This is a genomic window from Arenimonas sp. (genome assembly GCF_044348765.1).
In the GTDB taxonomy this organism is placed as follows: Bacteria; Pseudomonadota; Gammaproteobacteria; order Xanthomonadales; family Xanthomonadaceae; genus Arenimonas.
In genome coordinates this window covers 1-25910 of record NZ_JBIKSE010000015.1, presented here as the reverse complement: position 1 = coordinate 25910, position 25910 = coordinate 1, and the positions used below count along the sequence as shown (strand labels likewise).

Sequence of the window (25910 nt, the reverse complement as noted above, 5' to 3'; positions counted from 1 at the left end):
TCCATGAGTGAACAAGTGCTCCCGAAAGCTAAAAAATCCGTTGCACTCAGTGGCACGGCCGCCGGCAACACTGCTTTATGCACTGTCGGCCGCAGCGGCAATGACTTGCATTACCGCGGTTACGACATCAAAGATCTGGCTGACAACGCCAGCTTCGAGGAAGTTGCGCATCTGCTGGTGCATGGCGAGTTGCCGAATGTAGCTCAGTTGGCCGCGTATAAAACAAAATTAAAAAGCTTACGCGGTCTGCCGAAGTTAGTGATGGATGCTTTGGAGCTTATTCCGGCCAACTCCCATCCAATGGATGTGATGCGAACCGGTTGTTCTATGCTTGGCAACGTGCTGCCTGAAAGCGACGGACACCCGGAAGCGGAAGCCAAGGACATCGCGGATCGTTTGATGGCTTCTTTTGCTTCGATGCTTATCTATTGGTGGCACTTCACCCGCAACGGTCGCAGGATAAATGTTGAAACCGACGACGATTCTATTGCTGCGCATTTCCTGCATCTGCTGCATGACGCGTTGCCCGTTGAATCCCATGCAAGGGCATTGGACCGTTCACTGATTCTGTATGCCGAACACGAATTCAATGCCTCGACTTTCACCGGTCGCGTCATCGCCGGAACCGGTGCCGACATGTTTAGCTGCATCACCGGCGCTATAGGTGCCTTGCGCGGCCCGAAACACGGCGGCGCCAACGAAGTGGCCATGGAAATCATAGCGCGCTATGATTCGCCAGATGACGCCGAATCCGATATCCGGGCTCGGGTCGAACGCAAGGAAATCGTCATCGGTTTCGGGCATCCGGTTTACACCATCGGTGATCCGCGCAATCCTATTATCAAGGAAATTTCACGGGCACTCTGCACTGAGGGTGGAAACCGGAACCTTTTTGATATATCCGAACGGATCGAGACGCTGATGTGGGATATGAAAAAGATGTTCCCGAATCTCGATTGGTATTCGGCTTCGGCCTATCACATGATGGGTATTCCAACGGCCATGTTCACGCCATTGTTCGTCATGGCACGCACCTCCGGCTGGTCCGCGCATGTCATCGAGCAGCGTATTGACGGCAAAATCATCCGCCCGAGCGCGAACTATATCGGCGAAGAAGACCGCGAGTATTTTCCAATCGAGAAACGATGAATACCGACTACCGCAAGCGCCTGCCGAATACCATGCTTGATTATTTCGATGCGCAGGCGGCTGTTGAAGCCATACAGCCAGGTGCATATGCGCGCATGCCTTACACCTATCGTGTGCATGCGGAAAACATCGTGCGATGCGCTGAGCCATCCAGTCGCGACGACTTTCTCCGGCAGCTGATCGATATCCGGCGCGATCTGGACTTCCCCTGGTTTCCCGCGCGCGTGGTCTGCCATGATATTCTTGGCCAAACGGCCTTGGTGGATCTGGCCGGTCTGCGCGATGCCATCGCCGACATGGGTGGCGATCCGGCGCAGGTCAATCCGGTAGTGCCGGTCCAGCTGATAGTCGACCACTCGCTGGCGGTCGAGTGCGGCGGGTTCGACCCAGATGCCTTCGCCAAGAACCGCGCCATCGAAGACCGGCGCAACGAAGACCGGTTTCATTTTATCGACTGGACCAAACAGGCTTTTTGCAACGTCGACGTTATTCCGCCGGGCAACGGCATCATGCACCAGATCAACCTGGAGAAGATGTCGCCGGTGGTCCAAGTTCAGGATGGTGTAGCGTTCCCGGATACCTGTGTGGGCACCGACAGCCACACGCCGCACGTGGATGCCCTCGGCGTCATCGCCGTCGGTGTTGGCGGTCTAGAAGCTGAAAGCGTCATGCTCGGCCGTGCTTCCTGGATGCGCACACCCGAAATCATCGGTGTGGAACTCGCCGGAAAGCCGCAGCCCGGCATCACCGCGACCGATATTGTCCTAGCATTGACCGAGTTTCTCCGGCTATCTAAGGTAGTTGGGACTTATCTCGAGTTCCGTGGTGAAGGCGCAGCAGCGTTGACCATCGGTGACCGCGCCACGATTTCCAATATGGCTCCGGAATACGGGGCCACCGCCGCGATGTTCTTCATTGACGGCAATACCCTGGAGTACCTGCGGCTCACCGGCCGCAGCAATGAGCAGGTGGTGCTTGTCGAAACCTATGCCAAGGTGGCCGGCTTATGGGCCGACATGCTGTCGGATGCGCGTTACGAGCGCACGCTGCACTTCGATCTGTCCACGGTCGTGCGCAACATGGCCGGCCCCTCCAATCCGCATAAGCGCCTGCCGACCAGCGCCCTAGCCGAGCGTGGCATCGCCGATTCCGCCAAGCTAGATGCCGGCAGAGAAGATGAAGCACACGGCCTGATGCCGGATGGTGCGGTCATCATTGCCGCTATTACCTCCTGCACAAACACCTCGAATCCGCGCAACGTCATCGCTGCCGCTTTGCTGGCGCGAAATGCCAATGCCAAGGGTCTGTTGCGGAAACCCTGGGTGAAATCGTCATTGGCGCCCGGTTCCAAAGTCGTCGAACTGTATCTGAAGGAAGCCGGTCTGCTCGACGATCTCGAGCAACTCGGCTTCGGCATCGTCGCGTTTGCCTGCACCACCTGCAATGGCATGAGCGGCGCTCTGGATCCGGCCATCCAGCAGGAAATCATCGACCGTGATCTGTATGCGACCGCCGTGCTGTCGGGCAACCGCAATTTCGACGGCCGTATCCACCCTTACGCCAAGCAGGCCTTCCTGGCATCGCCGCCACTGGTGATTGCTTATGCCATCGCCGGTACTGTGCGTTTCGATATCGAAAAGGATCCGCTTGGCATCGATGCACAGGGCAACCCGATATTACTTCGCGATATCTGGCCGAGTGATGCAGAAATCGATGCGGTGGTCAAAGCCAGCGTCAAGCCGGAACAATTTCGGCGTGTCTACGAGCCGATGTTCACGGCGCGTATTGAAAGCGGCAATCCGGTTGAGCCGCTGTATGATTGGCGGCCGATGAGCACCTATATCCGCCGTCCGCCCTATTGGCAAGGGGCGTTGGCCGGAGAACGAGCACTGCGGGATATGCGGCCATTGGCGGTGCTCGGCGACAACATCACCACCGACCATCTGTCGCCCTCCAACGCCATCATGTTGGACAGTGCCGCCGGTGAATACCTGGCGAGTATGGGCGTACCCGAGGAGGACTTCAATTCCTACGCCACCCACCGCGGCGATCACCTGACCGCGCAACGTGCGACTTTCGCCAATCCGAAACTGCTCAACGAGATGGTGCGGGATGCGGATGGAAAAGTGCAGCAGGGCTCTCTGGCCCGTATCGAGCCGGAAGGGCGGGTGAGCCGCATGTGGGAAGCCATTGAAGCCTACATGGCCCGCAAGCAGCCGCTGATCATCATCGCCGGTGCCGATTACGGCCAGGGCAGCTCGCGTGACTGGGCGGCCAAAGGTGTCCGGCTGGCTGGCGTGGAAGCCATCATGGCCGAAGGCTTCGAGCGCATTCACCGGACCAATCTGATTGGCATGGGCGTACTGCCGCTGGAATTTCTTCCGGGCGAGTCCAGGCTTACCCATGGCATTGATGGCAGCGAAACCTTCGATATCCGTGGCGTTCGCAAACCCGGTGCACGTCTGACACTGATCATCCGGCGTCGGAATGGTGATGCGGTTGAAGTGCCTGTGATCTGCCGCTTGGATTCCGATGAAGAGGTGTCCATCTATGAAGCCGGCGGTGTCCTTCAGCGATTCGCGCAGGACTTCCTCGATGCGACAAAGGAAAGCTGATATGAACTCTGCGCTTCAGCTCCGTATTCCGGCCACCTACATGCGTGGCGGTACCTCTAAAGGGGTGTTTTTCCGTTTACAGGATCTGCCCAAGGCCGCCCAGCAGCACGGCCCGGCCCGCGATGCCCTACTGCTGCGGGTCATTGGTTCGCCCGATCCTTACGGCAAACATATCGACGGCATGGGCGGGGCGACCTCCAGCACCAGCAAATGCGTGATCATTTCCAAGTCCAGCCATCCCGGTCATGATGTCGATTATCTGTATGGTCAGGTGGCCATCGATACTCCTTTCGTCGACTGGAGCGGCAACTGCGGTAATCTTTCCGCGGCGGTTGGGCCGTTCGCCATCGCGCAAGGCATGGTCGATCCGGCGCGAGTGCCGCGCAATGGGCTCTGCACTGTGCGCATCTGGCAAGCCAATATCGGAAAAACCATTCTGGCGCATGTGCCGGTGCGCGGCGGTGAAGTGCAGGAAACGGGTGATTTTGAACTGGACGGTGTCACCTTTCCCGCGGCTGAGATCATGCTCGAGTTCATCGACCCGTCCGAAGAGGGGGACGATGAGGGCGGTGGATCCATGTTTCCGACCGGACATTTGACCGACATGCTGGACATTCCCGGCATCGGCGTCCTTGAAGCAACTATGATCAATGCCGGTATTCCGACCGTGTTCGTCAATGCCGCCGACATCGGCTATACCGGCACCGAACTGCAGGATGCCATTAATGGTGATGCCAAAGCGCTGGCTATGTTCGAAAGCATCCGTGCCCATGGCGCCGTCCGTATGGGGTTGATTGAAACCCTAGCCGATGCCGTTTTGCGCCAGCACACGCCGAAAGTGGCTTTCGTCGCCCCGCCGGCGGATTACACCAGCAGTAGCGGCAAGCACATCGCTGCCGCCGATATCGATCTTCAGGTCCGTGCGCTGTCGATGGGTAAACTGCATCATGCCATGATGGGCACCTGCGCCGTAGCTATAGCCACGGCGGCGGCCATTCCCGGTACCGTGGTGAATCGCGCGGCCGGTGGCGGTAGTCATGCCAGCATCCGGTTCGGACACCCCAGCGGCATCCTGCGTGTGGGCGCCGAAGCCGTTCAGGACAATGGCCGATGGACGGCGCGCAAGGCCATCATGAGCCGTAGCGCGCGCGTGCTGATGGAAGGGCTGTTGAGGGTTCCACAAGGTCCTGCCTACAGCGTTCCGGACGAAACTCCATGATGACCCTTTATCAGGACTGGCAAGCCAATACCGTGGTGGTCTGTGCGACCACCCTGGCGGTCAGTCTTGCCGTCCTGGTGCACTATGAAGGGCTGGCGCTGATCTCGAACTGGCTGGCCAAACGCCGCGAACTTCACTCCCGGCGAAAAGTGCTGTATTCGATTTTTTCAGTGCTGGCATTGCACGTCACTGAAATCTGGATTTTTGGCATCACCCTCTGGCTGACACTGGGTTACCCCGAGACCGGACTCATCAAAGGTGCCGATCCCTTGCATCTACTGGATGCAGTCTATTTTTCAGCAGTGACCTTCAATACGCTCGGCTTCGGCGATCTCGTACCGGTCGGTCCGATTCGTTTTATCGCCGGCACCATGTCGCTGACCGGGTTCGTCCTGATCACCTGGTCGGCGTCGTTCACCTATCTGGAAATGGAACGCTACTGGCGGAAGTAAGATTGCCTAGAGCCGCGCCGCCAGTTCAGCGCCTTGCGCGATGGCGCGTTTGGCATCCAGCTCTCCGGCCTGCTCGGCACCGCCGATGAGGTGCGTGCTGAGGCCAAGACTCTGCAATGCCTCATGCAGCGTACGGTGGGGTTCCTGGCCAGCGCACACGATGACATGATCGACCGGCAACACCATGGCCTCGCCGCCTTTTTTGATATGCAGGCCGGCATCATCGACTGCCACGTATTCAATACCGCCCCAGGCCTGTACGCCGCCCATCTTGAGCGCCGCCCGGTGAATCCAGCCGGTGGTCTTGCCCAATCGTGCCCCCGGTTTTCCGGGACTGCGTTGAAGTAACCAGATCTGGCGTGCCGGCGCATGCGGTTCGGCTTTGCACAGTCCGCCTTTGCTTTCGAACGAGGGGTCGACACCCCATTCCTGCATCCAGCGCCGCGCATCCAGGCTTGAGGACGCTGCATGCAACAGGAACTCAGCGACATCGAAGCCGATGCCACCGGCGCCAAGGATAGCGACTGATTTGCCGACCGGCGCGTCATCGCGCAGCACATCGAGGTAGCCGAGCACTTTCGGATGATCGCTTCCCGGCAGGCGCAGGCCGCGCGGCGTGATGCCGGTGGCAATCACGATCTCGTCGAATCCGTACTGCTGCAGCTGGGTCGCATCCGCCGTCTGGCCGAGTTTCACGGTAACGCCGGTTTCTGCCAGTAGATTGCGGTAATAGCGCAGGGTCTCGTGAAACTCCTCTTTGCCAGGAATACGTTTGGCATAGTTGAACTGCCCGCCGATTTCCGATGCGGTTTCGAACAAGGTAACGTCATGGCCACGTTCTGCGGCGACAGTGGCGAAACTCAGCCCGGCCGGGCCTGCGCCAACGACCGCGATGCGTTTCCTCAAGGCCGCAGGTTGATAGTTGAGTTCGGTTTCGCGGCAGGCGCGTGGATTGACCAGGCAGGACGCTTTTTTGTTTTCGAAAACGTGGTCCAGGCAGGCCTGATTGCAGGCGATGCAGGTATTGATGAGATGTGTTTTTCCGGTCCTGGCCTTGTTCGGCCATTGCGCGTCGGCCAACAGCGGGCGTGCCATCGAAATCATGTCTGCCTGGCCATCAGCGAGAATCCGCTCGGCCACATCCGGCATGTTGATCCGGTTGGTAGCGACCAAGGGTAGTTTGACGTGGGGCTTCAGCTTTCCGGTCACCCCGGCGAAGGCCGCACGCGGCACCGAGGTGGCGATAGTCGGTACGCGTGCTTCATGCCAGCCGATGCCGGTGTTGATGATGGTAGCGCCGGCTGTTTCGATGGCTTTGGCCTGTTCGACGATTTCCAGCCAGGACAGTCCCTCGGGTACCAGTTCCAGCATGGAAAGGCGATAGATGATGATGAAATCCGCACCGAGGGCCTCACGCATCCGGGAAACAATTTCCACCGCGAAACGCCGGCGCTTCGCCGCATCACCGCCCCAATCATCACCGCGGCTGTTCACCTGCGGTGAGACGAACTGGTTGATCAGGTAGCCTTCAGATCCCATGACTTCGACGCCGTCATAACCGGCCTCGCGCGCCAATTCGGCACTGCGTACGTAATCACGGATGGTGTTTTCGACGTCGCGTGCGCTGAGGGCCTGGGGCGTGAACGGGTTGATGGGTGCCTTTTGGGCCACTGAGGATACGGAGAGCGGGTGGTAGCCATAGCGTCCGGCATGCAGAATCTGCATGGCAATCCGCCCTCCCGCGCCATGCACTGCATCGGTAACCAGACGGTGCGGTGCCACTTCAAGCCGCCAGCTCAGTTTGCCACCGAAGGGTTTCAGCCAGCCGCGGATGTTGGGCGCAATGCCTCCGGTAACCATCAGTCCGGCACCGCCTTCGGCACGCTCCTTGAAGTAGGCTGCCAGTTTGGGATAGTCGGAACGCTTGTCTTCCAGGCCGGTATGCATGGACCCCATGAGAATGCGGTTGGGCAGAGTACAGAAGCCAAGGTCGAGGGGGCGGAACAGCTGCGGGAATTCAGGAGAGCTCATTGGGAACTTGCCTTGTGCGATGGGATGGTTTGGCGATTCAGACCATACTTAGCAGTATAGTTAAAAACTGATTAAAAATAGTCAGAAATACATCAATAGCTCAGTAGCCTGATCAGAATCTGAGGGCGAATTCGGCCTGATAGCGCAATAAAATTCAACCGGTTAGCGGTGTTTCCGGAAGTTAAACGCCTGCTTGGCTGACCCTCTGATTTATGACCTAGACGTCACGTCCTTTGCGGTAACGGAAAACAGGAGATAAATTACTTGACCGAAAATAGTAGGTAATTCAAACGCATGGACTCTCATATTCGGAGGGGTTTTGGCATAAAAAGCTTGCAATTACCCCCCTAAAGTGTTATTTTGATGTTAACGATTCGATCAGGGTTTACGGTCGTTGACACTGCGGGCGCAAAAGCCTGTATCGATTTGTAGCAACTTTCCACATGTAAATGGAGATGTAAAAATGAAGAAAAATCTACTGGGCCTTGCTCTTCTCGGCGCTATCGGCTTCTCGCAAGCTGCTGCTGCACAGGAATTCGATGACCGTTGGTACCTTTCCGGCACCGTCGGCGTTCTCGGTACCGATGGCGATCGTCTTGATGCCTCAAACTCCGAGCTTTTGGGCGTTGGCGTGGGTAAGCGTCTGTCCGAAAACTTCGGTTTAGAAGTGACCTACGACCAAGCCAGTCCGAATATCGACATTAACCCTTTAAAAGGCGATGTGAACTGGGACCTGGATTCAATCTTCCTCAACGCCCGTTACTACTTCACCAAAGACGGACGCGCTTGGGATCCGTACGTTGTTGCTGGCCTTGGCGCGACAGACCATAACGTCGCCGATGGCAATTATGAGGGGGCTGAATGGGCCTCCAAGCTCGGCGCTGGTGTTGAAACTGACCGTCGCAAGCGTGTTGATTTCCGTGTTGAAGCTGGTGCCCGTTTTGACAGCCACACCGAAAACGACAACACTGTTGGTGACATCGGTGGTTTCGTTGATCTGTACGCCGCGGCTTCGATCCTCGTGAAGCTGGGTGACTTGGCCGGCCCGGTGGTTGCTGCCCCGACCTGCGATGTCCTCGACGGTGACAATGACGGTGTCAACGATTGCAACGACAAGTGCCCGAACTCCGAAGCCGGTCAGACCATCGGCGCCGACGGTTGCCCGGTCAAGCTGAGCATCGACCTGAAAGGCGTGAACTTCGACTTCAACAAAGCCACCCTGCGTCCCGACGCAGTCGTGATCCTTGACGAAGCCGTTGCCGTGCTGGCCAAGTATCCGGAACTGCGTGTTGAAGTCGCCGGTCACACCGACCTCTGTGGCAAAGACACCTACAATCAAGATCTGTCGCAGCGCCGTGCCCAAACCGTGTATGACTACCTGACCGGCAAAGGCATCGACGCCGGCCGTCTGGCGGGTCCGAACGGCTATGGCGAAGGCCGTCCGCTGGAAGCCACCGAGCAAAACTTGCCGGCTTGTAAGAGCGAAACCAACCGCCGTACCGAACTGAACGTTCAGAACTAAGCGGTTCAAAGCGTCAAGAAAAGCCCGGCTTCGGCCGGGCTTTTTCATTGTCTGCACGTCAACGACTCGGTATAGTGGACAGATGTGCGGGCTGCTGCAGCCTTCCTCCGAATCTTGCTGATGCCAGGAAACAATCCTAATGTCCATCCCATGTCCCCATGCCCTGAATAATCTACGCCTGTCGTTGTTACTCGTCGCCGCTGTGCTTTCAGGTTGCGCGCGCGAACCCGACAATGCTGCCGATGTGGTGTATTCCGGGGGTGATATCCTGAGCATGGCCGGCGATCAGCCCCAGTATGTGGAAGCGCTGGCGGTCAAAAACGGCAAAATCAGCTTCATCGGCACCCAGGCCGAGGCCGACAAACTGATCGGAAAAGCAACTCTAGAGGTCAATCTGCAGGGAGCTACTGTTATACCTGCCATTGTGTCCTCTGGTATGGTGCCGGCAATGAATTTTGAGGCTGATTCGCAGGCCCCGAATTGTTGGACTGGCATATCGCCTGCAACATCTCGAGCTGTGATTCAAGCACTCGACATCACGTTAAAGAATCGGAAGGCATTCGGTGCCGACAGTATTTTCTGCAATGGATTCGACCCCGCTGCTTTTGGAAATTCACCTGCACTAACCGAGGCCGATTTGAGTGAAGCATTCCCCAGGAATCCAGTAGTATTGATTCAAGCCGGAGGAACTGGAATTCTCAGCAACAATTCTGCAAAAGAGCGATTCTCACTGGACACCTATAAGGTCTTGAAGGGTGCAATGCTGCAGGAGTCCGGTGGATTGCGGGTCGGCCAATCTGCAGACTTCATGTTATTGGATAAAAACCCGCTAAAAGTAAATTCCGAACTATTGTCCGTAATTCAGATTACCCAAGCTTTTGTCGGAGGTAAATTGATTGCAGATGCTCCTAAGAATTTGTCAATGCTCACTTCTCTCGATGTGAATGCTGCACTTGTTCATGAAAAGTCGATTCTTGCGGAAATTGAAGGACAGCGCGCAATTGAGGCCGCCAAAAAGACTGCTGCAGCTGCCGCTGCCGCTAAAAAGACGTCCATTGTGACCAAGAAGGTTAATGCTGAAACCAAGACGAAGCCTGCGACTGCATCAGCAGCTGAAAAGCAACAGCCCCAGCGTTCCAATGAAAAGAAACCGCTGGCATCGAAGCCCGCAGCTGTCGAAACTCCGGCGCTGGAAGAAGCACCGAAACCGAAAGAAGTACGTTTCAACATGACCCAAGATGGCAAGAAGATGACGCCGGAAGATTTTGATGCTTGGATGAAAGCACAAGGCATTCGCATAGTGCCGGCCAAGCCGGTGGAAGCGGCTCCGGCAGATGTCAAGAGAGACGGCGGCTAAAATTCCTGGGTTCTGGATAAAAACCCGGCTCAGCCGGGTTTTTTATTGGTGAAGCGGTAATGCGCCACCATCCATTCGTTACCGTCGTTGTACGCGAATAGCTCGGCGCAGGCCATCCAGAACATACGCCAGCGCTGCGACCAGACCGCGGCCTGTTCGGCGCCATAGGTTGCCGAGAGGATTTCCAGAATCCGCGCGCAGTTGCGATCCTGATTTTCCAGCCATTGGTTGCTGGTGCGGGCGTAATGGCGGCCCGGAACCAGCCAGCGCCGTTCTATCGCCAGATCATCGGCGAAATGCAATAGAGTATCGGCCGAGGGCATCAGTCCACCGGTGAAGAAGTATCTTCCCATCCAGTTGTCATCGCCGCCGGTTTCGAACGGATACATCAGATAGCGATGTACGAAGATGTGCACGAACAGCTTGCCATCCGGTTTCAGCCAACGGCTGATGCCATTCAGTAAACTGCGGTAGTTGCGCATGTGCTCAAACATCTCCACTGAAACACAGCGGTCGAACCGACTGTTTTCGAAATCCAGCACGTTGACGTCGCGCGTCAGCACCGTGACATTGCCGAAACCGCGCTCAAGACATCGCGCCTCAATATGAGCGCGTTGTGTTGCCGAATTGGAAACGGCGGTAATGCGTGAATTCGGATACTGTTCAGCCATCCACAGGGTCAACGAGCCCCAGCCGCAGCCGAGTTCCAGGATGTCCTGGCCATCGACCAATTCCGCGCGTTCGCCGTACATCTGCAGCATGTGTTCCTCGGCGGCATCCAAGGACTCATTGCCCTTGGGATAAAATGCCGAAGAGTACTTGAGGCGTTTTCCGAGGCAGAGCTGGAAGAACTCGGTGGGAAGCTCATAGTGCTGTTCGTTGGCCGCCTGTGTTTCGATAGCGATTGGGCTGGATTTCAATTCGGCAATCAACTCATTGAAGCGTGCATCCGCCAGGCCGCAATCGGTGAATCCTTCATCCTGTAATCGTTGACGGCAGAGTTGCCGGATGCCATACCGGATGATCGCATCCGGCAGCAGACCACGTTCGGCGAAATCGAGAAGGCTCATAAAGCTCCGTTTTTGGATATCGAAGGGGGTAGGGGAAAGAAAGCGCTAACCTCGTTCTGATAACGCCGGTAGTCATCGCCGCGCGAGCGCAGCGCCTGTGCTTCGGTCCACGGGATGCCGCTGACGCGGTACAGGAAGGCCAGCATGACCACCGGCCCGATCAGGCTCAGCCAGAACTGCGGACTGCCGATTGCAAGGAACAGGTAGGCGAACCAGTGCAGCCATTCGAAAAAGTAATTCGGATGCCGCGACCAGGCCCACAATCCGTTCCGGCAGGTTTTACCGCGGTTTGCGGCATTGCCTCGAAATGTGGCGAGTTGTCGATCAGCCAGCCACTCTCCGGCAACGCTGAGGACAAAAACAGCTACTGCGGCGAAAAACCAGAAATCAAGCGTCACGTTTGTATTGTTCGCGGCTGCTATGAACGGCAGACTGAACAAGGCCACGATGACCGCCTGCCCCTGAAAGAACACGAATAGCTTTACCGGGCTGCCGTTCCATGCCGCGCGCAAGGCCTGATAGCGGCCGTCTTCGGGCTCATGGCGAACCCTGATGAGCAGGGAAAGGAAGAGGCGCAGCCCCCACAGTCCTGCAAACAGGCCTACAGAAAAGCGTGCCAGTGTCGAGCCCTCGGCCACATCCGCGCAGAAACCACCGGCAATTGCCATCAGACCAGCCCATGCCACATCCACGATGCCGATATTGCGAATCTTCAAGGCAAGCATCCAGACCAAGGCCATGGCAGCGGCGCTGAATCCGAAAATGATGGCGACGGTCGTAAGCAGGCTCATGCGGTCTGTCCTTTTTCTGTGGAGGTACTGCGCAGATCAAGCCAGCGGATCACGCTGAGTCCGATGCCCCAGACCAAACCGATCCAGAGTGCGCATTCAAGGGTGCTGCCTTGGACGGACATCGCCTCGAAGCGCATGGTGGCGATGCCATAGGCAACCGGGCCGCCGAGCAAACCGAACAGGAAGGTGGGCAGTGCTTTGGCGTAGATGCTGCGGAGCGAGTGGTTCAGGGTCAGCGCGAAGCCCAGCCAGAGCGCCATGATCCAAACCGGCGCTAGACCGGGTAGGGGATATGGACAGGCGAACTGCAGGCTCTGGGACTGCACGAGAATGCTGTCCATGAAGAAACCCAGCGGAAGTGCAATGCTCAGGGTACGCAGATCCCTGTTGCGTTCCCGGGTGAATGCCAGCGTAAGCGCCGTAAACAGAACTGCGACGACCAGACCCGGCCACCAGAGGCCGCGCCCGGCGCCGATGACGCTCACCAGCCAGACCGCCTGGAAACCGAGGACGTTCAGCACGGTCCATGACCAGGCAGGCATTTTTGCCATGTTCATCCGGGATACCTTTCCTTACCCAGCAGCAAGTGCACGTCGCTGATGGATTCTTCCAAGAAACCGGCCTCGCAGTAGGCCAGATAGAAATCCCACATGCGCAGGAAACGCCGGTCATAGCCCAGCGCCACAACGTCGGCTTCACGGGACAGGAAACGCTCACGCCAGGCATGGATGGTCTTGGCGTAGCTGTCACCGATGTCCTGCAAGTCGAGCAGGCGCAGATGACCAGCCTGCGCCGCGGAAGCGACCATGCTGCTGACGCAGGGAATGTAGCTGCCCGGAAAGATATAGCGTTTGATGAAGTCGACACTGCCGAGTGCTTGCTGGTAGCGGTGGTCTTCGATGGTGATGGCCTGGATCAGTGCTTTACCACCAGGCTTGAGCAGGCTGGCGCATTTTTCGAAATAGATGTCCTGGAACTGATGGCCGATAGCTTCGATCATTTCAATAGAAACCAGTTTGTCGAAATTGCCTTTGAGGTCTCGGTAATCCTCGAACAGGAGTGTGATACGATCCTGCAGGCCTTCGGCGGCGATCCGTGCTTTGGCCAGATCGTATTGTTCCCGGGAAATCGTGGTGGTGGTGACACGGCATGCGGTGTGCTTGGCGGCATAAATCGCCATGCCGCCCCAGCCGGTACCGATTTCGATCAAGTGGTCATCTGGACCCAGTTCCAGCTTTTCACAGATCAGCTGAAGCTTGCGTTGGGAGGCTTGCTCAAGGGTCATGCCATCCCGGTCGAATACCGCCGAGGAATACATCAGACTGGGGTCGAGGAACAGTTCGAAAAGGGCGTTGCCAAGATCGTAATGCGCGGCAATGTTTTTCCGGCTTCCGCTGCGGGTATTGCGACGCAAAGCATGCGCGGCCTTCATCAGCCAACCGGCGATGCGGGCACCGCCTCCTTCCATGGCATCCAGAAGATTGCGATTGCGGATCAGAAGCCGCATCAGACCGACCAGATCATCCGTCTGCCAATCTCCGTCCATATAGGATTCTGCTGCTCCGACCGATCCCCCGAAAGCGAGCTTGCCGAAAAAACGGCTATCGGCGATGGTTAATGTGCCGAAGCCGGGCTGGTCCGTGTCACCATAGGTCCGGCACGTGCCGCTCTCAGACATCTGCAGATGGCCATGCTGCAGCTTGCCAAGTTTCGCGAGGACCTGGTTGCGTACCAGGGCATCGATACCGGTCAGTCGCTGGCCGCTGGTTATAGTATCTGATTCAGTTCGGATCATGGTCGGCCTTGGGATGGGAATGGAATGGAACCCGCTTGAGCCAAAGCCTAAACGCATTCCAGTAGATGCCGAACGCCACCGTGGCGCTCATCCAGGGTTGCAGCAGGAGCTGATGCTGTAGATTCAATACCGTCAATTGTCGCCGTTGCAGGGTCAAGGTTGCGTCAAATTGCTTCTCGTCAACCCGTTCGACCCGCATGTAAACATTCAGGCGGTCCTCCGGTTGGCTGAACCGCCAATCGTACTCAAGGTCCATGGGCAGAAACGGCGAAACATGAAAACGCTTCGGGAAATGCCAATGGCCAAGGCCATCTTCGGTAGCCACAGAATCCAGCGGCAGAAAATAACAGTGGCGTTCACCCCACGGAGTATTGGTGATTTCCGCGATAATCCAACGCAGTGTGCAACCGTCCGGAGCGAAGCCATAGTAAAAGCTGACGGGATTGATGACGAAGCCGAATACGCGCAGGTGGGTCAGTAGGAAAATCGGCCCTTCGTGCTCGGTACCTGTTTCGCTTCGCACATGCCGGCGAACGGCGGTGTCCAGCGGCAGCGAGGCGTCCCCGAAATAATCCGCGCGCCGGTAGCCGAGCCAATTGAAACCTTTGGTCGAGCAGAACCAGAAAGGCTTCAGTGTTTGTTCAATCCGGCTGATGTCGAGGTAAAGCTGGAAAATGCGGTAACGGAAAGCATGTGCTTTGGGGGAAAAGCGTCGATGACCGATATGCCCGACGTAAATCGCATCGGTCTGCACCTGACTCATAAGGCGAGGATGTCTCGGGCGACCTCATGGCCGCTGCGGAAACCGTCTTCATGGAAGCCGAACCCCCAATAGGCACCGCAGAACCAACTCCGGCGCCTGCCCTGGAGTTCGCTTCGCCGAGACTGTGCACGGACCATGGCATGGTCGTAGACCGGGTGGTGATAGTGCATGACCGCGAAGATTTTTTCCGGATCGATCTGGCTGCGCTGGTTCAGGCTGACGATAAATGGTTCTGGGCAGTCGATACCCTGCAGGATATTCATGCAGTAACTGACCGAGCAGGGCGCGCCCGGCTCGCTGGGAATATCGGCATTCCAGGCGGCCCAGGCGCGACGGTCGGGTGGCAGCACCGAAGCATCACGGTGCAGTACGGTTTCATTGGCCTGATAGCGAATGGCGCCCAGAATTTCGCGCTCAGCGGTATCGGCATCGGCCAGCATCATCAGCGCCTGATCACTGTGACAGGCGAACACGACCTGGTCGAAATTCTCGGTACCGTGATTTGTGGTGACGGCTACCGTGTCATCGGTACGCAGTACCCGTATCACTGCTGCATCAAGACGTACCGTAACCGGCCATTCCTTGGAAATTTTCTCGATGTAACTGCTGGAACCATTTTCAAGAACCCGCCAGAGCGGTCGACCACTGATCTGCAGCATGTGGTGGTTGGCCATGAATGCCACCAGGTATTTTGCAGGAAAATCGAGAATACGCTGGCTTGGCGAGGACCATAGGGCGCTAGCCATCGGGATCAGGTGGTTATCAATGAAGAAGCTGCTGTATCCGTTGGCATGAAGATAGTCGCCCAACGCCGGACCCTCCTCATGCGAGGCCAATAGGGCGGGGCATTCAACATAGAATCGGCGGATATCCGCCAGCATGCGCCAGAATTGCGGTGACAACAGGTTGCGCTTCTGGCAGAACAGACCGCTAAGATCATGTGCGTTGTAGTACATGCCGAGTGCACGGTTATAAACCGCAAAACTCATTTCTGTGGTTTTGGTTGGAACGCCCAGTTCCTTCAGGAAGTCGCTGAACAGGGGATAGTTTTCCGGATTATGGACGATGAAACCGGAGTCGATGCGGTAATTTCTTGCTCCCATGGCAATGTCATGGGTATGGGTGTGGCCACCCAGTCGACTTTCCTTTTCGAGCAGCACGACCTCATGCTGACTGCACAGAGCCCATGCCGCACTGATGCCGGCGATGCCGCTGCCGATGACCGCGATCTTCACGCCGTTTGCCGTTTGACGTGAACGGGAACGGGCTTGAGGTCCCATGCCAGTCCCAGTGCCTGCATACTGCGCAGGACAAGATAGGTCAGATCGAGCTCCCACCAGAAAAAGCCCTGGCGACAGCTGTTCGGGTAGTGGTGGTGGTTGTTGTGCCAGCCTTCACCGAAGGTCAGCACGGCCAACAGGGCGTTGTTTCGGCTGTCGTCGCCGGTATCATAGCGGCGCCGTCCCCAGACATGGGCGATGGAATTGATGCTGACCGTAACATGAAACAACAGCACGGTCGAGAGCACGAATCCCCAGACCAGCAGTTGCGGGCCTGAGGTGCCGAGTCCGGGGGCAACGCGCTCAAGCAGCGTGCCGATACCGAACAGCAGGACAGCCAGAGTGAACGGTGCAACGATGTCGAAACGGTTCAACCAACGCAGGGCTGGTCGTTTCGCAAAATCCTGGATGACACTGTAATCGGTCGCAAAAGCCTCGTGTTTGAGGAACCAAGCCATGTGGCTCTGCCAAAAGCCATGACGGGGGCTGTGCAGATCAAGCTCGGAGTCGGAATGCCGATGATGTTTGCGGTGGTGGGCGGCCCACCACAGCGCGCCACGCTGGGAACTGCTTGCCCCGATGAAGGCGAACACCGTTTCGACCCACGGATGGGTTTTGAAGGTCTTATGGGAGAAATAACGGTGGTAAAAGCCGGTGATGGCGAACATGCGAACAGCATAGGTCAACAGAAGTGCAATGAGAGCAGTATTCGAATAGCCCACCCAAAATACGGCAAAGCAGGCAAGATGCAGGGCAATGAACGGAGCAACTCTCAGCCACGCGATTCCCGAGCGCTGTTCCGGGCTTTCGGCCTCGCTGTCAAACCAGGCAAGAATGGAGGCGCTACGATCAGATTTCAGAGTCATTGAGGCATTTTCGGTTCGGGGCGGTGATACTGCCGTGAAGGCTTATATAGCGATTTCAACCACGCAATTGAGTGTGTTAGCGATGAAACAGTTACGGTGCGCACTGTCATGGAATCGCTGCAACTCCTCGGCAGTGGGTTGATTATCACCCAAAAATTTAACCGATGGATTCAGGCTGCAATGCGTAATCGCCATGCGGCCTTCGGCATTCTTGCCCAGAGTGCCGACTGCTCGATCGGAGTAGTCAGCAATGGAATAACCCCGTTTGCTGACAATGGCGAGGAAGGTCAGCATATGGCAAGAGGCCAGAGCCGCCAGCAGGAGGGTTTCCGGATTAGCTGCCGCCGGATTACCGTGATAAGCCGGAGCTGAGGAGTTCAGCAGTTCGTGGCCATTTTCCAACCGTACGGTGTGGTCACGGGAAAATGTAGCGGGTTGTTCGGGATGCGGTGATGCAATCCAGTGAACTTCTGCGGTGTGTTCAGCCATGGCGGCCTCCTTTAGATTGACTTATTCTACACGGATGAACCGCGCATCCAACTCCAGCAAACGTTACGGGCTTGCCCGTGTACTCTCGAAAATGGGTCTGGCTTCGCGAACCGAGGCAGCCCGTCTGATTCTTGCCGGTGCCGTTCAGGTCAACGGGAAAGTCATCAGAGATCCGGAGTATCCGATCCGCATGGGGCTGGACCGTATCGAAACCGGGAAGGGCGGTGCGGAACCCCGTCCGTTCATGGCCATCATGCTGAACAAGCCCCGGGGACTGGTGACAACGCGCTCGGACGAACGCCAACGGGCAACCGTCTACGATTGTCTTCCCGCCGACATGCCTTGGCTATCGCCGGTGGGCAGATTGGACAAGGCCAGCGAGGGCCTTCTGCTGTTTTGCAATGACCCTGTCTGGGCTGCAGGCATCACCAGCCCGGAAACCGGTCCGGACAAAACCTACCATGTCCAGATTGATTGTGTTCCTGAGCAGACACTCTTGCAACGGCTACGGGCGGGAGTAGAAACCGATATCGGATTCCTCTCGGCCAAGCGCATTGAGCTGCTTCGTCAGGGTGAAAAGTATGCCTGGCTCGAAATCGTCCTTGATGAGGGCCGCAACCGGCAGATACGGCGACTACTCGAGAGCTTCGACATCGGTGTGCTGCGCCTGATCCGCACCGCCATCGGCGGCTTGCACCTGGGCGATCTGCCGAAAGGGCAGTGGCGACAACTGACCAAGCATGAGTTGGCCTTACTGAATCAGGCCTAGTTCACGTCCGACTTTGGTGAAGGCAGCAATCGCACGTTCGAGATGCTCCCGGCTGTGTGCGGCACTCATCTGCGTGCGAATGCGTGCCTGCCCTTTGGCCACTACCGGGAAGAAGAAGCCTACGGCATAAATCCCTTCATCGAGCAGACGGCGCGCAAATTCCTGGGCCAGAACCGCGTCGAATAGCATCACTGGTACGATCGGATGTGTTCCGGGTTTGATGGTGAAGCCCGCCTTTGTCATCTCCTCACGGAAGAATCGGGTATTGTCCTCGAGCTTGCGGCGCAGGTCATCGGCACCGGCCAGCATATCGAAAACCCGGATGCCGGCCGCAACCACCGGCGGTGGCAGCGAGTTCGAAAAAAGATAAGGCCGTGAGCGTTGGCGCAACAGTTCGATGACGGCTTTCGGCCCGGTGGTGAAGCCGCCCAGCGCGCCACCGAGCGATTTGCCCAATGTTCCGGTGAAGATATCGATTTTATGCAGGACGCCATGCACTTCCGCCGAACCACGCCCGGTAGCCCCCAGAAATCCGGTGGCATGACATTCATCAATATGCACCAAAGCGTTGTACCTTTCAGCAAGTGAAGTCAGCTCGGCGAGCGGGGCAATCGAGCCGTCCATCGAGAATACGCCATCAGTGGTAATCAATTTGATTCGGCAACCGGCGGCATCCGCGGCCTGTAATTGGGCCTCTAGGCCGGCCATGTCGCAATTGTCGTAACGAAACCGCTTGGCCTTGCAAAGGCGGACGCCATCGATGATCGAGGCATGGTTGAGCGCATCGGAAATAACGGCATCGTTCTCGCCGAGTAGCGGTTCAAACAGGCCACCATTGGCGTCGAAGCAGGCGGCATACAGGATGGCGTCTTCGGTTCCGAAAAAGGCCGCGATCCGCGCTTCAAGCGTTTTGTGCAGATCCTGGGTCCCGCAGATGAAGCGGACCGAGGCCATGCCGAAACCGTGCGTGTCGAGGGCCTCTTTGGCGGATTGGATGATGTCGGGGTTGTCGGCCAAACCGAGGTAGTTGTTGGCACAGAAATTGAGCACGGTCCGGCCATCTTCCAGCTCGATTTCAGCGGATTGGGCGCTGGTGATGATGCGTTCCTGCTTCAGCAGACCCTGTTTTTCAATGGCATCCAGTTCGGATTGATAGAACTCCAGGGCATTTTTGTTCATGGGTATCATTCTCTGTAGATGCCGTCATTTTACATGAAAATCCCTGTATTACTTTATAACATATTGAAATATATATTTTAATTACAGGCCCGTGACGATGGTATATGCCATGATGTTGAATTGTGAACGAATATTGAACAGTGTTGAATAAACAACAACATGCTATCTAAATTGCTAAAAATACGTTAACATCATCTCCAGCTAACGGGTTCAAAACCGGTAGACAGGGGGCATTTTCCGTTTTTTGTTAGACCAAACCATTGGAGATTTCGCAATGCAAAAGAATCTGAAAGCCGCCATTCTGGCCGCTCTGCTCGCAGCCCCGGCTGTTTCCTTCGCCCAAGAAGCCGAAGGATCGAACTTCAGCTGGAATGCCGGTATTGTGTCCGACTACGTGTTCCGTGGTGTTTCCCAATCGGGCAAAGACATCGCGTTTCAAGGTGGCGTTGACTACGCCTTTGGCGACAGCGGCTTCTATGCCGGCGCCTGGGGCTCGAACGTTGACTTCCAAGCAGCTGACGGCCCGTCCATCGAACTGGATGCCTATGTCGGTTATAACACCGATCTGGGTGACAAGTTCAACTTTGATGTCATGCTGACCCGTTACACCTACCACGGTGCAGATTCCACCTACGGTAATAGCGATTACAACGAACTGATCACCAAGTTCGCCATGAACGATGTCGCCACCCTGACTGTCGGTTACACCAACGACTACAGCAATACCGGCGAAAATGTGACCTATGTGAACCTCGGCAACAGCTGGGATCTGGGCAGCGATTACAGCCTGAACGCCGGTTTCGGCCGCACCTTCGCCGATGCCGGTGATTACAACGACTGGAACGTCGGCGTCAGCAAGAGCTTCGGCGCGCTGGAATTCGGTCTGAACTACTACGACACCAACCTGAACTTCAACGCTTCCGACTCCGTCGTGCTGAGCGTCAAGATCGGCGGCTAATTCAGCCGATACAAATGAAAAGGGGCGCTCCGGCGCCCCTTTTTTATCCTTGGTATTGTTGCACAGCGACTTACCAGGTACAGACGACCTTGCCACAGACACCGGCTTCCATCAGATCGAAGCCCTTCTGGAAGTCATCGATGTGGATTTGATGGGTCAACACTTTTTGTAGCGGGAAACCGGTCAATACCATCTGGGTCATCTTGTACCAGGTTTCGTACATTTTCCGGCCGTAAATCCCTTGCACGGTTAGGCCCTTGAAGATGATGCGGTCCCAGTCAACGCCGGCGCCTTTTGGCAGAATGCCGAGCAGGGCGACTTTGCCGCCATGGTACATGCAGTCGAGCATGTCGTTGAAGGCCTGTGGAACGCCGCTCATTTCCAGGCCGACATCAAAGCCTTCCATATGCAGCTCGGCCATCACGTCTTTCAGGCTTTGTTTTGCCACGTTGACGACACGTGTGGCGCCCATGTCCGCCGCGAGCTTCAAGCGGTAATCATTGACATCGGTCACCACCACGTTGCGGGCACCGATATGCTTGCAGATGCCGGCGGCGATGATGCCGATCGGGCCGGCACCGGTAATCAAGACATCTTCGCCGATCACGTCGAATTCCAGCGCGCAGTGGGCGGCATTGCCATAGGGATCGAAGAAGGCGGCCAGTTCACTCGGAATCTGATCGGGAATCGGCCAGAGATTGGAGGCCGGCATCACGATGTATTCGGCGAAGGCTCCGTTACGGTTCACCCCGATGCCGACCGTATTCGGACACAGGTGCTGGCGTCCAGCCCGGCAATTCCGGCAATGGCCGCAGACGATATGCCCTTCGGCCGAGACGCGGTCGCCTAATTGGTAGCCGGTCACGCCCTGACCCATGGCCGCGATGCGCCCAACGAATTCATGACCGATCACTAGGCCGGGGATGATGCTGCGCTGGCTCCAGTCGTCCCACTTGTAAATATGCAGATCGGTACCGCAGATGGCGGTCTTTTCCAGCTTAATCAGTACTTCATTGGGGCCGGCTTCCGGGACAGGCACCTGCTCCATCCAGATGCCCTTCTCGGCGTGGCGTTTGACTAAGGCTTTCATCATGGCGGACATAAGGGGCTCCCGGTTCAGGCGCACATTATACGCGCCGGCCTGACGATTGACGCCATTTTGATCCGGATTTATTGGATAATCGGGTTTTAATCCGGAAAGGGGTTCTGTGGTATGCGTATGAAACTGTTGTCATTGATGCTGTTGGTAGGCGTGTCGGCCCAGGCCGATGAGGGTATGTGGGTACCGCAACAGCTGGGCGAAATCGCCGGGCCTCTGAAAAAAGCCGGTTTGGTTCTCAGCCCATCGGACTTCGCCGATTTGACCGGGCAACCGATGGGTGCCGTGGTCAGTCTGGGCGGCTGTACTGCCTCATTCATTTCCCCCAACGGTCTGGTTGCCACCAACCACCATTGCGCCTACGGCGGTATCCAGCTGAATTCAACCCCGCAGAATGACCTGCTCAGCAATGGCTTTATTGCCGCGACTCCTGCTGATGAAGTCAATGCCGGTCCGAACTCCCGGATCTTCGTGATGGATTCCATCACCGACGTCAGTGCGCGCATGAATGCGGCGGTCAATGACGGCATGGACGGTCTGCAGCGCCAAGTGGCACTGGAAAACGCCAGCAAAACCATTGTGGCTGAGTGCGAAGCCGAAGCTGGATTCCGCTGCACCGTCTCCAGCTTCTTCGGCGGGGTACAGTACCGCCTGTTCAGGCAGATGGAAATTCGCGATGTCCGTCTGGTGTATGCGCCTCCGGGCAGTATCGGCAATTACGGCGGCGAAGTTGACAACTGGATGTGGCCGCGTCATACCGGCGATTTCACCCTGATCCGTGCCTACGTCGGTAAAGACGGCAAGCCGGCCGCATTCGCGAAAGACAACGTGCCCTACCGCAACAAGCATTGGCTGCGCGTGGCCGCTGATCCGCTGCGCGAAGGCGATTTCGTGATGGTTGCAGGGTATCCTGGCCGTACTAACCGTTACGCGCTCGCAGCTGAATTCGAGAATACTGAAAACTGGTCCTACCCGTACATCAGCCGCAATCTGAAGAATGTCCGTGATCTCGTGCATGCCGCTGGCAAGACCGATAAGGATATCGACATCAAGTATGCCAATACCGTACGTGGCTGGGAAAACACCCTGAAGAATTACGACGGTCAGCTGCTTGGCTTCCGCAAAAGCGGTGCTGCCGCTATCAAGCGTGCCGATGAAAAAGCCGTACTGGCCTGGCTCGACAAGCAGGGCGCCAAAGGCAAGGCCGCGCGCGATGCCCATGCCAAACTCGTCGCCTTGCACATGCAGGATCGGGCGACGCAGGAACGGGATACCGTTGTTGGGTCGATTGCCAATCTGGGTCTGCTCGGAAATGCCCGTAACCTGTTCCGGCTTGCGGTGGAGAACACCAAGCCGAATGCCGAGCGTGCTCCGGGTTATCAGGAGCGCGATCGCGCCCGCATTGATGGCGGTGTCCGTGAACTGCAGAACCGCTATCATCCGGCCATGGAAAAGCAGCTGATGTCCTACTGGCTTGGCCAGTACATCCAGCTTCCGGCCGACTTACGTAATTCGGCCTTGGACGCCTGGCTTGGGGGCAGCGATGCGGCAGCGGTTCGCCGCGCGGTCGATGCACTCTATGCCGGCACACGTTATGGCGAGTTGGCAGAACGCGAAAAATGGCTGAAGGCAGGCAGATCCGAGTTCGAAGCAAGCAGTGACAGTATTGTGAAACTGGCAGTCGCCTTGTATCCGAGCCTTCTTGCGGTGGAAAACACCGGTAAGGCACGCACCGGTGAATACGCAAAATACCGTCCGGTCTATCTGCAGGCGGTCATCGACTACAAACGCAGCCGTGGCGAAGCGGTGTATCCGGATGCCAACAGCAGCCTGCGCCTCACTTATGGCAATGTTACCGGTTACAAGCCTCAGGACGGCGCGGTTTATGTGCCGTTTACCACTGCAGAAGGCATGGCTGCAAAAGCGAGCAAGGACGAACCCTTCGATGCGCCGAAGCGCCTGCTTGATCTAGTTTCCGCCAAGGATTACGGCCGCTATGCCGACAGCAAGCTCGGTACTTTACCGGTCAACTTTCTGTCGAATCTCGATATAACCGGCGGTAATTCCGGATCGCCGGTCATGAACGGCAAGGGCGAATTGGTCGGTCTGGCGTTCGATGGCAATTGGGAGTCGGTCAGTTCCAACTGGGTCTATGACGGCAATCTCAACCGCATGATTTCCGTTGATTCCCGTTACATGCTGTGGGTAATCGATAAAGCCTTCCCGGCGCCGAATGTGCTCCGTGAAATCAACGAATCTCGCAAATAAACTAAAGCCGGCGCAAGCCGGCTTTTTTGCTAGTATGGATTGCATGTGTTTTGTGCGAGGAGTGAATCATGAAGGTTACTGTTTTTGGTGCTGCCGGTGCCGTTACCGGATCATGCCATTTGGTGGAGGCCGCCGGCAGGCGGATACTGCTTGATTGCGGAATGATCCAGGGCAGTAAAATCGAAGAAGCCAAAAATGCACTCCCCTTTGATTTCGATGTCAAGACCATCGATGCAGTCATTCTCAGTCATGCGCACATCGATCACTGCGGGCGGTTACCGGTTCTGGCGCAGTATGGCTATCATGGCCCGATTTACACGCACCGCGCATCGGCCGATCTGCTGCCGGTGATGCTGGAAGATGCCGCATCACTCGCCGAAATGGATGCCGAGCGCCGGAACCGCTTTCACAAGGACGGCCATAATCACCACAAACCGCTGTTTACCCGGCATGATGTTGGCCAGGTAGTCCGTCAACTTGAACGACTGGATTACCGTAATCCGAAGATACTATTTCCAGGTTTGACGGTAACCCTTCAGGATGCCGGGCATATCCTCGGTTCGGCCAGCGTCAGGATTCAGGCGGAAGAAGGCGGTGTAACCCGCACATTGGTTTTTTCAGGTGATATCGGACCACTAGATACGCCTATTCTTGCGGATCCGGATCCCTTTCAGCAGGCCGATCTGGTGCTGATGGAATCCACCTACGGTGGCCGTCTGCATCGTGACCGTGCGGCCACCGTACAGGAAATGGGTGAAATTTTCGACGCCGCCTGGAAGGCGGGTGGTAATATCCTGATTCCAGCATTTGCGGTCGGGCGCAGTCAGGAGCTGCTGTACTGGTTCGCAAAACACTTTGAAGACTGGAATCTGGGACGGTGGCGCATCTTCATGGACAGTCCGATGGCCTCGAAAGTCATTGAGGTCTACGATCGGCATGATGAACTATTCGATGATGATGCCAAGGCCATGTTCCACGGGAAGCCGCATCCGTTCCGGCTACCCAATCTGAAGTACACCACGGATGTCGAGGACTCCAAGGCCATCAACGAGCACAACGGCGGCTGCATCATCATCGCGGGATCCGGTATGTGTAATGGCGGCCGCATCCGACATCACCTGCGCCACAATCTGGGCAGTGCCAAGAACCATATTCTGTTCGTCGGTTATCAGTCTGTCGGTACTCTTGGGAGACTTCTGGTCGATGGCATTGATTCCATCAAGCTGTTCGGTGACGAAATCAAAATAAAGGCGCACAGGCATACTATAGGTGGTCTGTCGGCGCATACCGATCAGGCAGGCCTTCTGGAGTGGTATGGCGCTTTTTCATTACACCCAGCCATAGCCTTGGTGCATGGTGAGGATGATGCCCGCAAAGCTTGTGCACTGGCTCTGAAAATGCGGTTCGATGTGGATGCCAGTATTCCGCCCTATGCGGAAACTCTCACGGTCTGATGCCGCTATTAACTCAGATGGAAACAATGAATCCGGCTACGACATTACGGCCTTCTTGGGCCAGGATGTTGAAGGTCCGCGCGGCGGCGGCATTGTCCATCACCTCGAAGCCGATGCCACGTTGCAGGAAGTAGGCCAGATGTCTGGGTTCGGGGAATATCTGGATGGAGCCGGTGCCAAGGATGAACAGGGCCGGTTTGAGTTCCACAACGGCGTTCCAGGCCGTCGGGTCGGGTATGCGCATATCGCTCAGCGCCCAGTTTTCCACTAACACATTGGGCCCGAGTAGGAAGCTGCGGGTGATTTCCCGGGTATTCACCATGACACCGGCCGCACTGACACCTCGGCAAATGTAGCGGTAGTCGGGATTTTCCAGGGTAATCTGCATCAGGCCTTCGGCAGGATAATCAAGGGCTTGTCTTTGCTGCGCCGGAACAGAACCACGATATTGCCGATGCGGGCGACCAGGTCGGCTTTCGACTGTTCGACCAGACGCGCAATCCAGATATCCCGGGTGTCGCGGTCATCGGCGGAAAATTTGACTTTCAGCAGTTCATGCCGCTCCAGTGCGCCGTCCAGTTCGGCCAGCAAGGCATCGCTCGGGCCTTTTGCACCGACCAGAATGATGGGCTTCAGGTCGTGTGCGAGCCCACGCAAATAGCGTTTCTGCGGATTGCTGAGGGGGGTGGTCATGACCTATGGTCCAATGCGGTGATGGGGATAAAAGGGTATCATGAAGGCATACCCAAGCCCACAACGATTATGGCTACCCGCAGCAAAAGCA

Annotated in this window: 23 protein-coding genes; 10 read left to right on the top strand and 13 right to left on the bottom strand. The window is 56.7% G+C overall.

The genetic code is table 11. From position 1 onward, the window contains the following. Window positions 1–3 precede the first annotated feature (3 nt). Genes prpC through ACIQ0Q_RS04080 form a run of 4 tightly spaced genes read left to right on the top strand, consistent with a single transcriptional unit; the run spans window position 4 to window position 5435 of the window. The gene (gene prpC, locus ACIQ0Q_RS04095) at window positions 4–1149 is read left to right on the top strand and encodes a 2-methylcitrate synthase (protein ID WP_395771679.1); all 1146 of its coding nucleotides are present in this window, start codon (window positions 4–6) and stop codon (window positions 1147–1149) included. Further along, complete coding sequence (gene acnD / locus ACIQ0Q_RS04090; protein WP_395771678.1) at window positions 1146–3764, top strand: Fe/S-dependent 2-methylisocitrate dehydratase AcnD; 2619 nt, start codon at window positions 1146–1148, stop codon at window positions 3762–3764. Before prpC ends, acnD begins: the two co-directional genes overlap by 4 nt. A 1-nt stretch (window position 3765) precedes the next feature. Next, on the top strand, window positions 3766–4983 hold the full coding sequence (gene prpF, locus ACIQ0Q_RS04085; protein WP_395771677.1) for a 2-methylaconitate cis-trans isomerase PrpF: 1218 nt from the start codon (window positions 3766–3768) through the stop codon (window positions 4981–4983). After that, window positions 4980–5435: an ion channel gene (locus ACIQ0Q_RS04080; protein ID WP_395771676.1), complete on the top strand. Its 456-nt coding sequence runs from the start codon at window positions 4980–4982 to the stop codon at window positions 5433–5435. The genes prpF and ACIQ0Q_RS04080 overlap by 4 nt, the downstream gene beginning before the upstream one ends. Before the next feature lie 6 nt (window positions 5436–5441). On the opposite strand, the gene ACIQ0Q_RS04075 is transcribed toward ACIQ0Q_RS04080, so the two are convergent. Beyond that, on the bottom strand, window positions 5442–7466 hold the full coding sequence (locus tag ACIQ0Q_RS04075) for an FAD-dependent oxidoreductase (RefSeq protein WP_395771675.1): 2025 nt from the start codon (window positions 7464–7466) through the stop codon (window positions 5442–5444). A 463-nt stretch (window positions 7467–7929) separates the two neighbouring features. Here ACIQ0Q_RS04075 and ACIQ0Q_RS04070 point away from each other — a divergent pair, with 463 nt between their 5' ends. After that, window positions 7930–8988, top strand: coding sequence for an OmpA family protein (locus tag ACIQ0Q_RS04070; RefSeq protein WP_395771674.1), 1059 nt, complete (start codon window positions 7930–7932; stop codon window positions 8986–8988). Window positions 8989–9127: 139 nt separating this feature from the next. Further along, on the top strand, window positions 9128–10345 hold the full coding sequence (locus tag ACIQ0Q_RS04065) for a hypothetical protein (RefSeq protein WP_395771673.1): 1218 nt from the start codon (window positions 9128–9130) through the stop codon (window positions 10343–10345). Between the two features lie 29 nt (window positions 10346–10374). Here ACIQ0Q_RS04065 and ACIQ0Q_RS04060 read toward each other — a convergent pair whose 3' ends face one another. The 8 genes from ACIQ0Q_RS04060 to ACIQ0Q_RS04025 are packed head-to-tail and all read right to left on the bottom strand — an operon-like array spanning window position 10375 to window position 17399. Next, the gene (locus tag ACIQ0Q_RS04060; RefSeq protein WP_395771672.1) at window positions 10375–11415 is read right to left on the bottom strand and encodes an SAM-dependent methyltransferase; all 1041 of its coding nucleotides are present in this window, start codon (window positions 11413–11415) and stop codon (window positions 10375–10377) included. Next, window positions 11412–12206 carry a DUF1295 domain-containing protein gene (locus tag ACIQ0Q_RS04055; protein ID WP_395771671.1) on the bottom strand — a complete coding sequence of 265 codons (795 nt, stop codon included), beginning with the start codon at window positions 12204–12206 and terminating at the stop codon, window positions 11412–11414. Before ACIQ0Q_RS04055 ends, ACIQ0Q_RS04060 begins: the two co-directional genes overlap by 4 nt. After that, window positions 12203–12757 (bottom strand): DUF2878 domain-containing protein, encoded by a 555-nt coding sequence (locus tag ACIQ0Q_RS04050; RefSeq protein WP_395771670.1) that lies wholly within the window; start codon window positions 12755–12757, stop codon window positions 12203–12205. The genes ACIQ0Q_RS04055 and ACIQ0Q_RS04050 overlap by 4 nt, the downstream gene beginning before the upstream one ends. Before the next feature lie 2 nt (window positions 12758–12759). Further along, window positions 12760–14001, bottom strand: a complete 1242-nt coding sequence (locus tag ACIQ0Q_RS04045) for a class I SAM-dependent methyltransferase (protein ID WP_395771669.1) — start codon at window positions 13999–14001, stop codon at window positions 12760–12762. Further along, a complete protein-coding gene (locus ACIQ0Q_RS04040) occupies window positions 13988–14764 on the bottom strand; it encodes a DUF1365 domain-containing protein (protein ID WP_395771668.1) in 777 nt (258 codons plus the stop codon). The genes ACIQ0Q_RS04045 and ACIQ0Q_RS04040 overlap by 14 nt, the downstream gene beginning before the upstream one ends. Then, window positions 14761–16044: an NAD(P)/FAD-dependent oxidoreductase gene (locus tag ACIQ0Q_RS04035; RefSeq protein ID WP_395771667.1), complete on the bottom strand. Its 1284-nt coding sequence runs from the start codon at window positions 16042–16044 to the stop codon at window positions 14761–14763. The genes ACIQ0Q_RS04040 and ACIQ0Q_RS04035 overlap by 4 nt, the downstream gene beginning before the upstream one ends. Continuing rightward, entirely contained in the window at window positions 15996–16910 is a 915-nt protein-coding gene (locus tag ACIQ0Q_RS04030) for an acyl-CoA desaturase (protein ID WP_395771666.1), read from the bottom strand. Before ACIQ0Q_RS04030 ends, ACIQ0Q_RS04035 begins: the two co-directional genes overlap by 49 nt. 42 nt (window positions 16911–16952) lie before the next feature. Continuing rightward, complete coding sequence (locus ACIQ0Q_RS04025) at window positions 16953–17399, bottom strand: OsmC family protein (RefSeq protein WP_395771665.1); 447 nt, start codon at window positions 17397–17399, stop codon at window positions 16953–16955. 34 nt (window positions 17400–17433) lie between these two features. Between ACIQ0Q_RS04025 and ACIQ0Q_RS04020 the strand changes: the two genes are divergently transcribed. Continuing rightward, window positions 17434–18168: a pseudouridine synthase gene (locus ACIQ0Q_RS04020; RefSeq protein WP_395771664.1), complete on the top strand. Its 735-nt coding sequence runs from the start codon at window positions 17434–17436 to the stop codon at window positions 18166–18168. Here ACIQ0Q_RS04020 and kbl read toward each other — a convergent pair. After that, complete coding sequence (kbl, locus tag ACIQ0Q_RS04015; protein ID WP_395771663.1) at window positions 18151–19347, bottom strand: glycine C-acetyltransferase; 1197 nt, start codon at window positions 19345–19347, stop codon at window positions 18151–18153. The two genes, ACIQ0Q_RS04020 and kbl, sit on opposite strands and share 18 nt — an antisense overlap. A 274-nt stretch (window positions 19348–19621) precedes the next feature. Between kbl and ACIQ0Q_RS04010 the strand changes: the two genes are divergently transcribed. Beyond that, window positions 19622–20305, top strand: a complete 684-nt coding sequence (locus ACIQ0Q_RS04010) for a TorF family putative porin (RefSeq protein WP_395771662.1) — start codon at window positions 19622–19624, stop codon at window positions 20303–20305. Between the two features lie 70 nt (window positions 20306–20375). On the opposite strand, the gene tdh is transcribed toward ACIQ0Q_RS04010, so the two are convergent. Then, the gene (gene tdh, locus ACIQ0Q_RS04005; protein ID WP_395771691.1) at window positions 20376–21395 is read right to left on the bottom strand and encodes an L-threonine 3-dehydrogenase; all 1020 of its coding nucleotides are present in this window, start codon (window positions 21393–21395) and stop codon (window positions 20376–20378) included. A gap of 186 nt (window positions 21396–21581) precedes the next feature. Between tdh and ACIQ0Q_RS04000 the strand changes: the two genes are divergently transcribed. Further along, complete coding sequence (locus ACIQ0Q_RS04000) at window positions 21582–23672, top strand: S46 family peptidase (protein ID WP_395771690.1); 2091 nt, start codon at window positions 21582–21584, stop codon at window positions 23670–23672. 68 nt (window positions 23673–23740) lie between these two features. Beyond that, on the top strand, window positions 23741–25126 hold the full coding sequence (locus ACIQ0Q_RS03995; RefSeq protein WP_395771661.1) for an MBL fold metallo-hydrolase RNA specificity domain-containing protein: 1386 nt from the start codon (window positions 23741–23743) through the stop codon (window positions 25124–25126). A 13-nt stretch (window positions 25127–25139) separates the two neighbouring features. On the opposite strand, the gene ACIQ0Q_RS03990 is transcribed toward ACIQ0Q_RS03995, so the two are convergent. Both ACIQ0Q_RS03990 and yhbY read right to left on the bottom strand, forming a co-directional pair. Continuing rightward, window positions 25140–25514: an Mth938-like domain-containing protein gene (locus tag ACIQ0Q_RS03990; protein ID WP_395771660.1), complete on the bottom strand. Its 375-nt coding sequence runs from the start codon at window positions 25512–25514 to the stop codon at window positions 25140–25142. After that, the gene (gene yhbY, locus ACIQ0Q_RS03985; protein WP_395771659.1) at window positions 25514–25819 is read right to left on the bottom strand and encodes a ribosome assembly RNA-binding protein YhbY; all 306 of its coding nucleotides are present in this window, start codon (window positions 25817–25819) and stop codon (window positions 25514–25516) included. The genes ACIQ0Q_RS03990 and yhbY overlap by 1 nt, the downstream gene beginning before the upstream one ends. Window positions 25820–25910 lie beyond the last annotated feature (91 nt).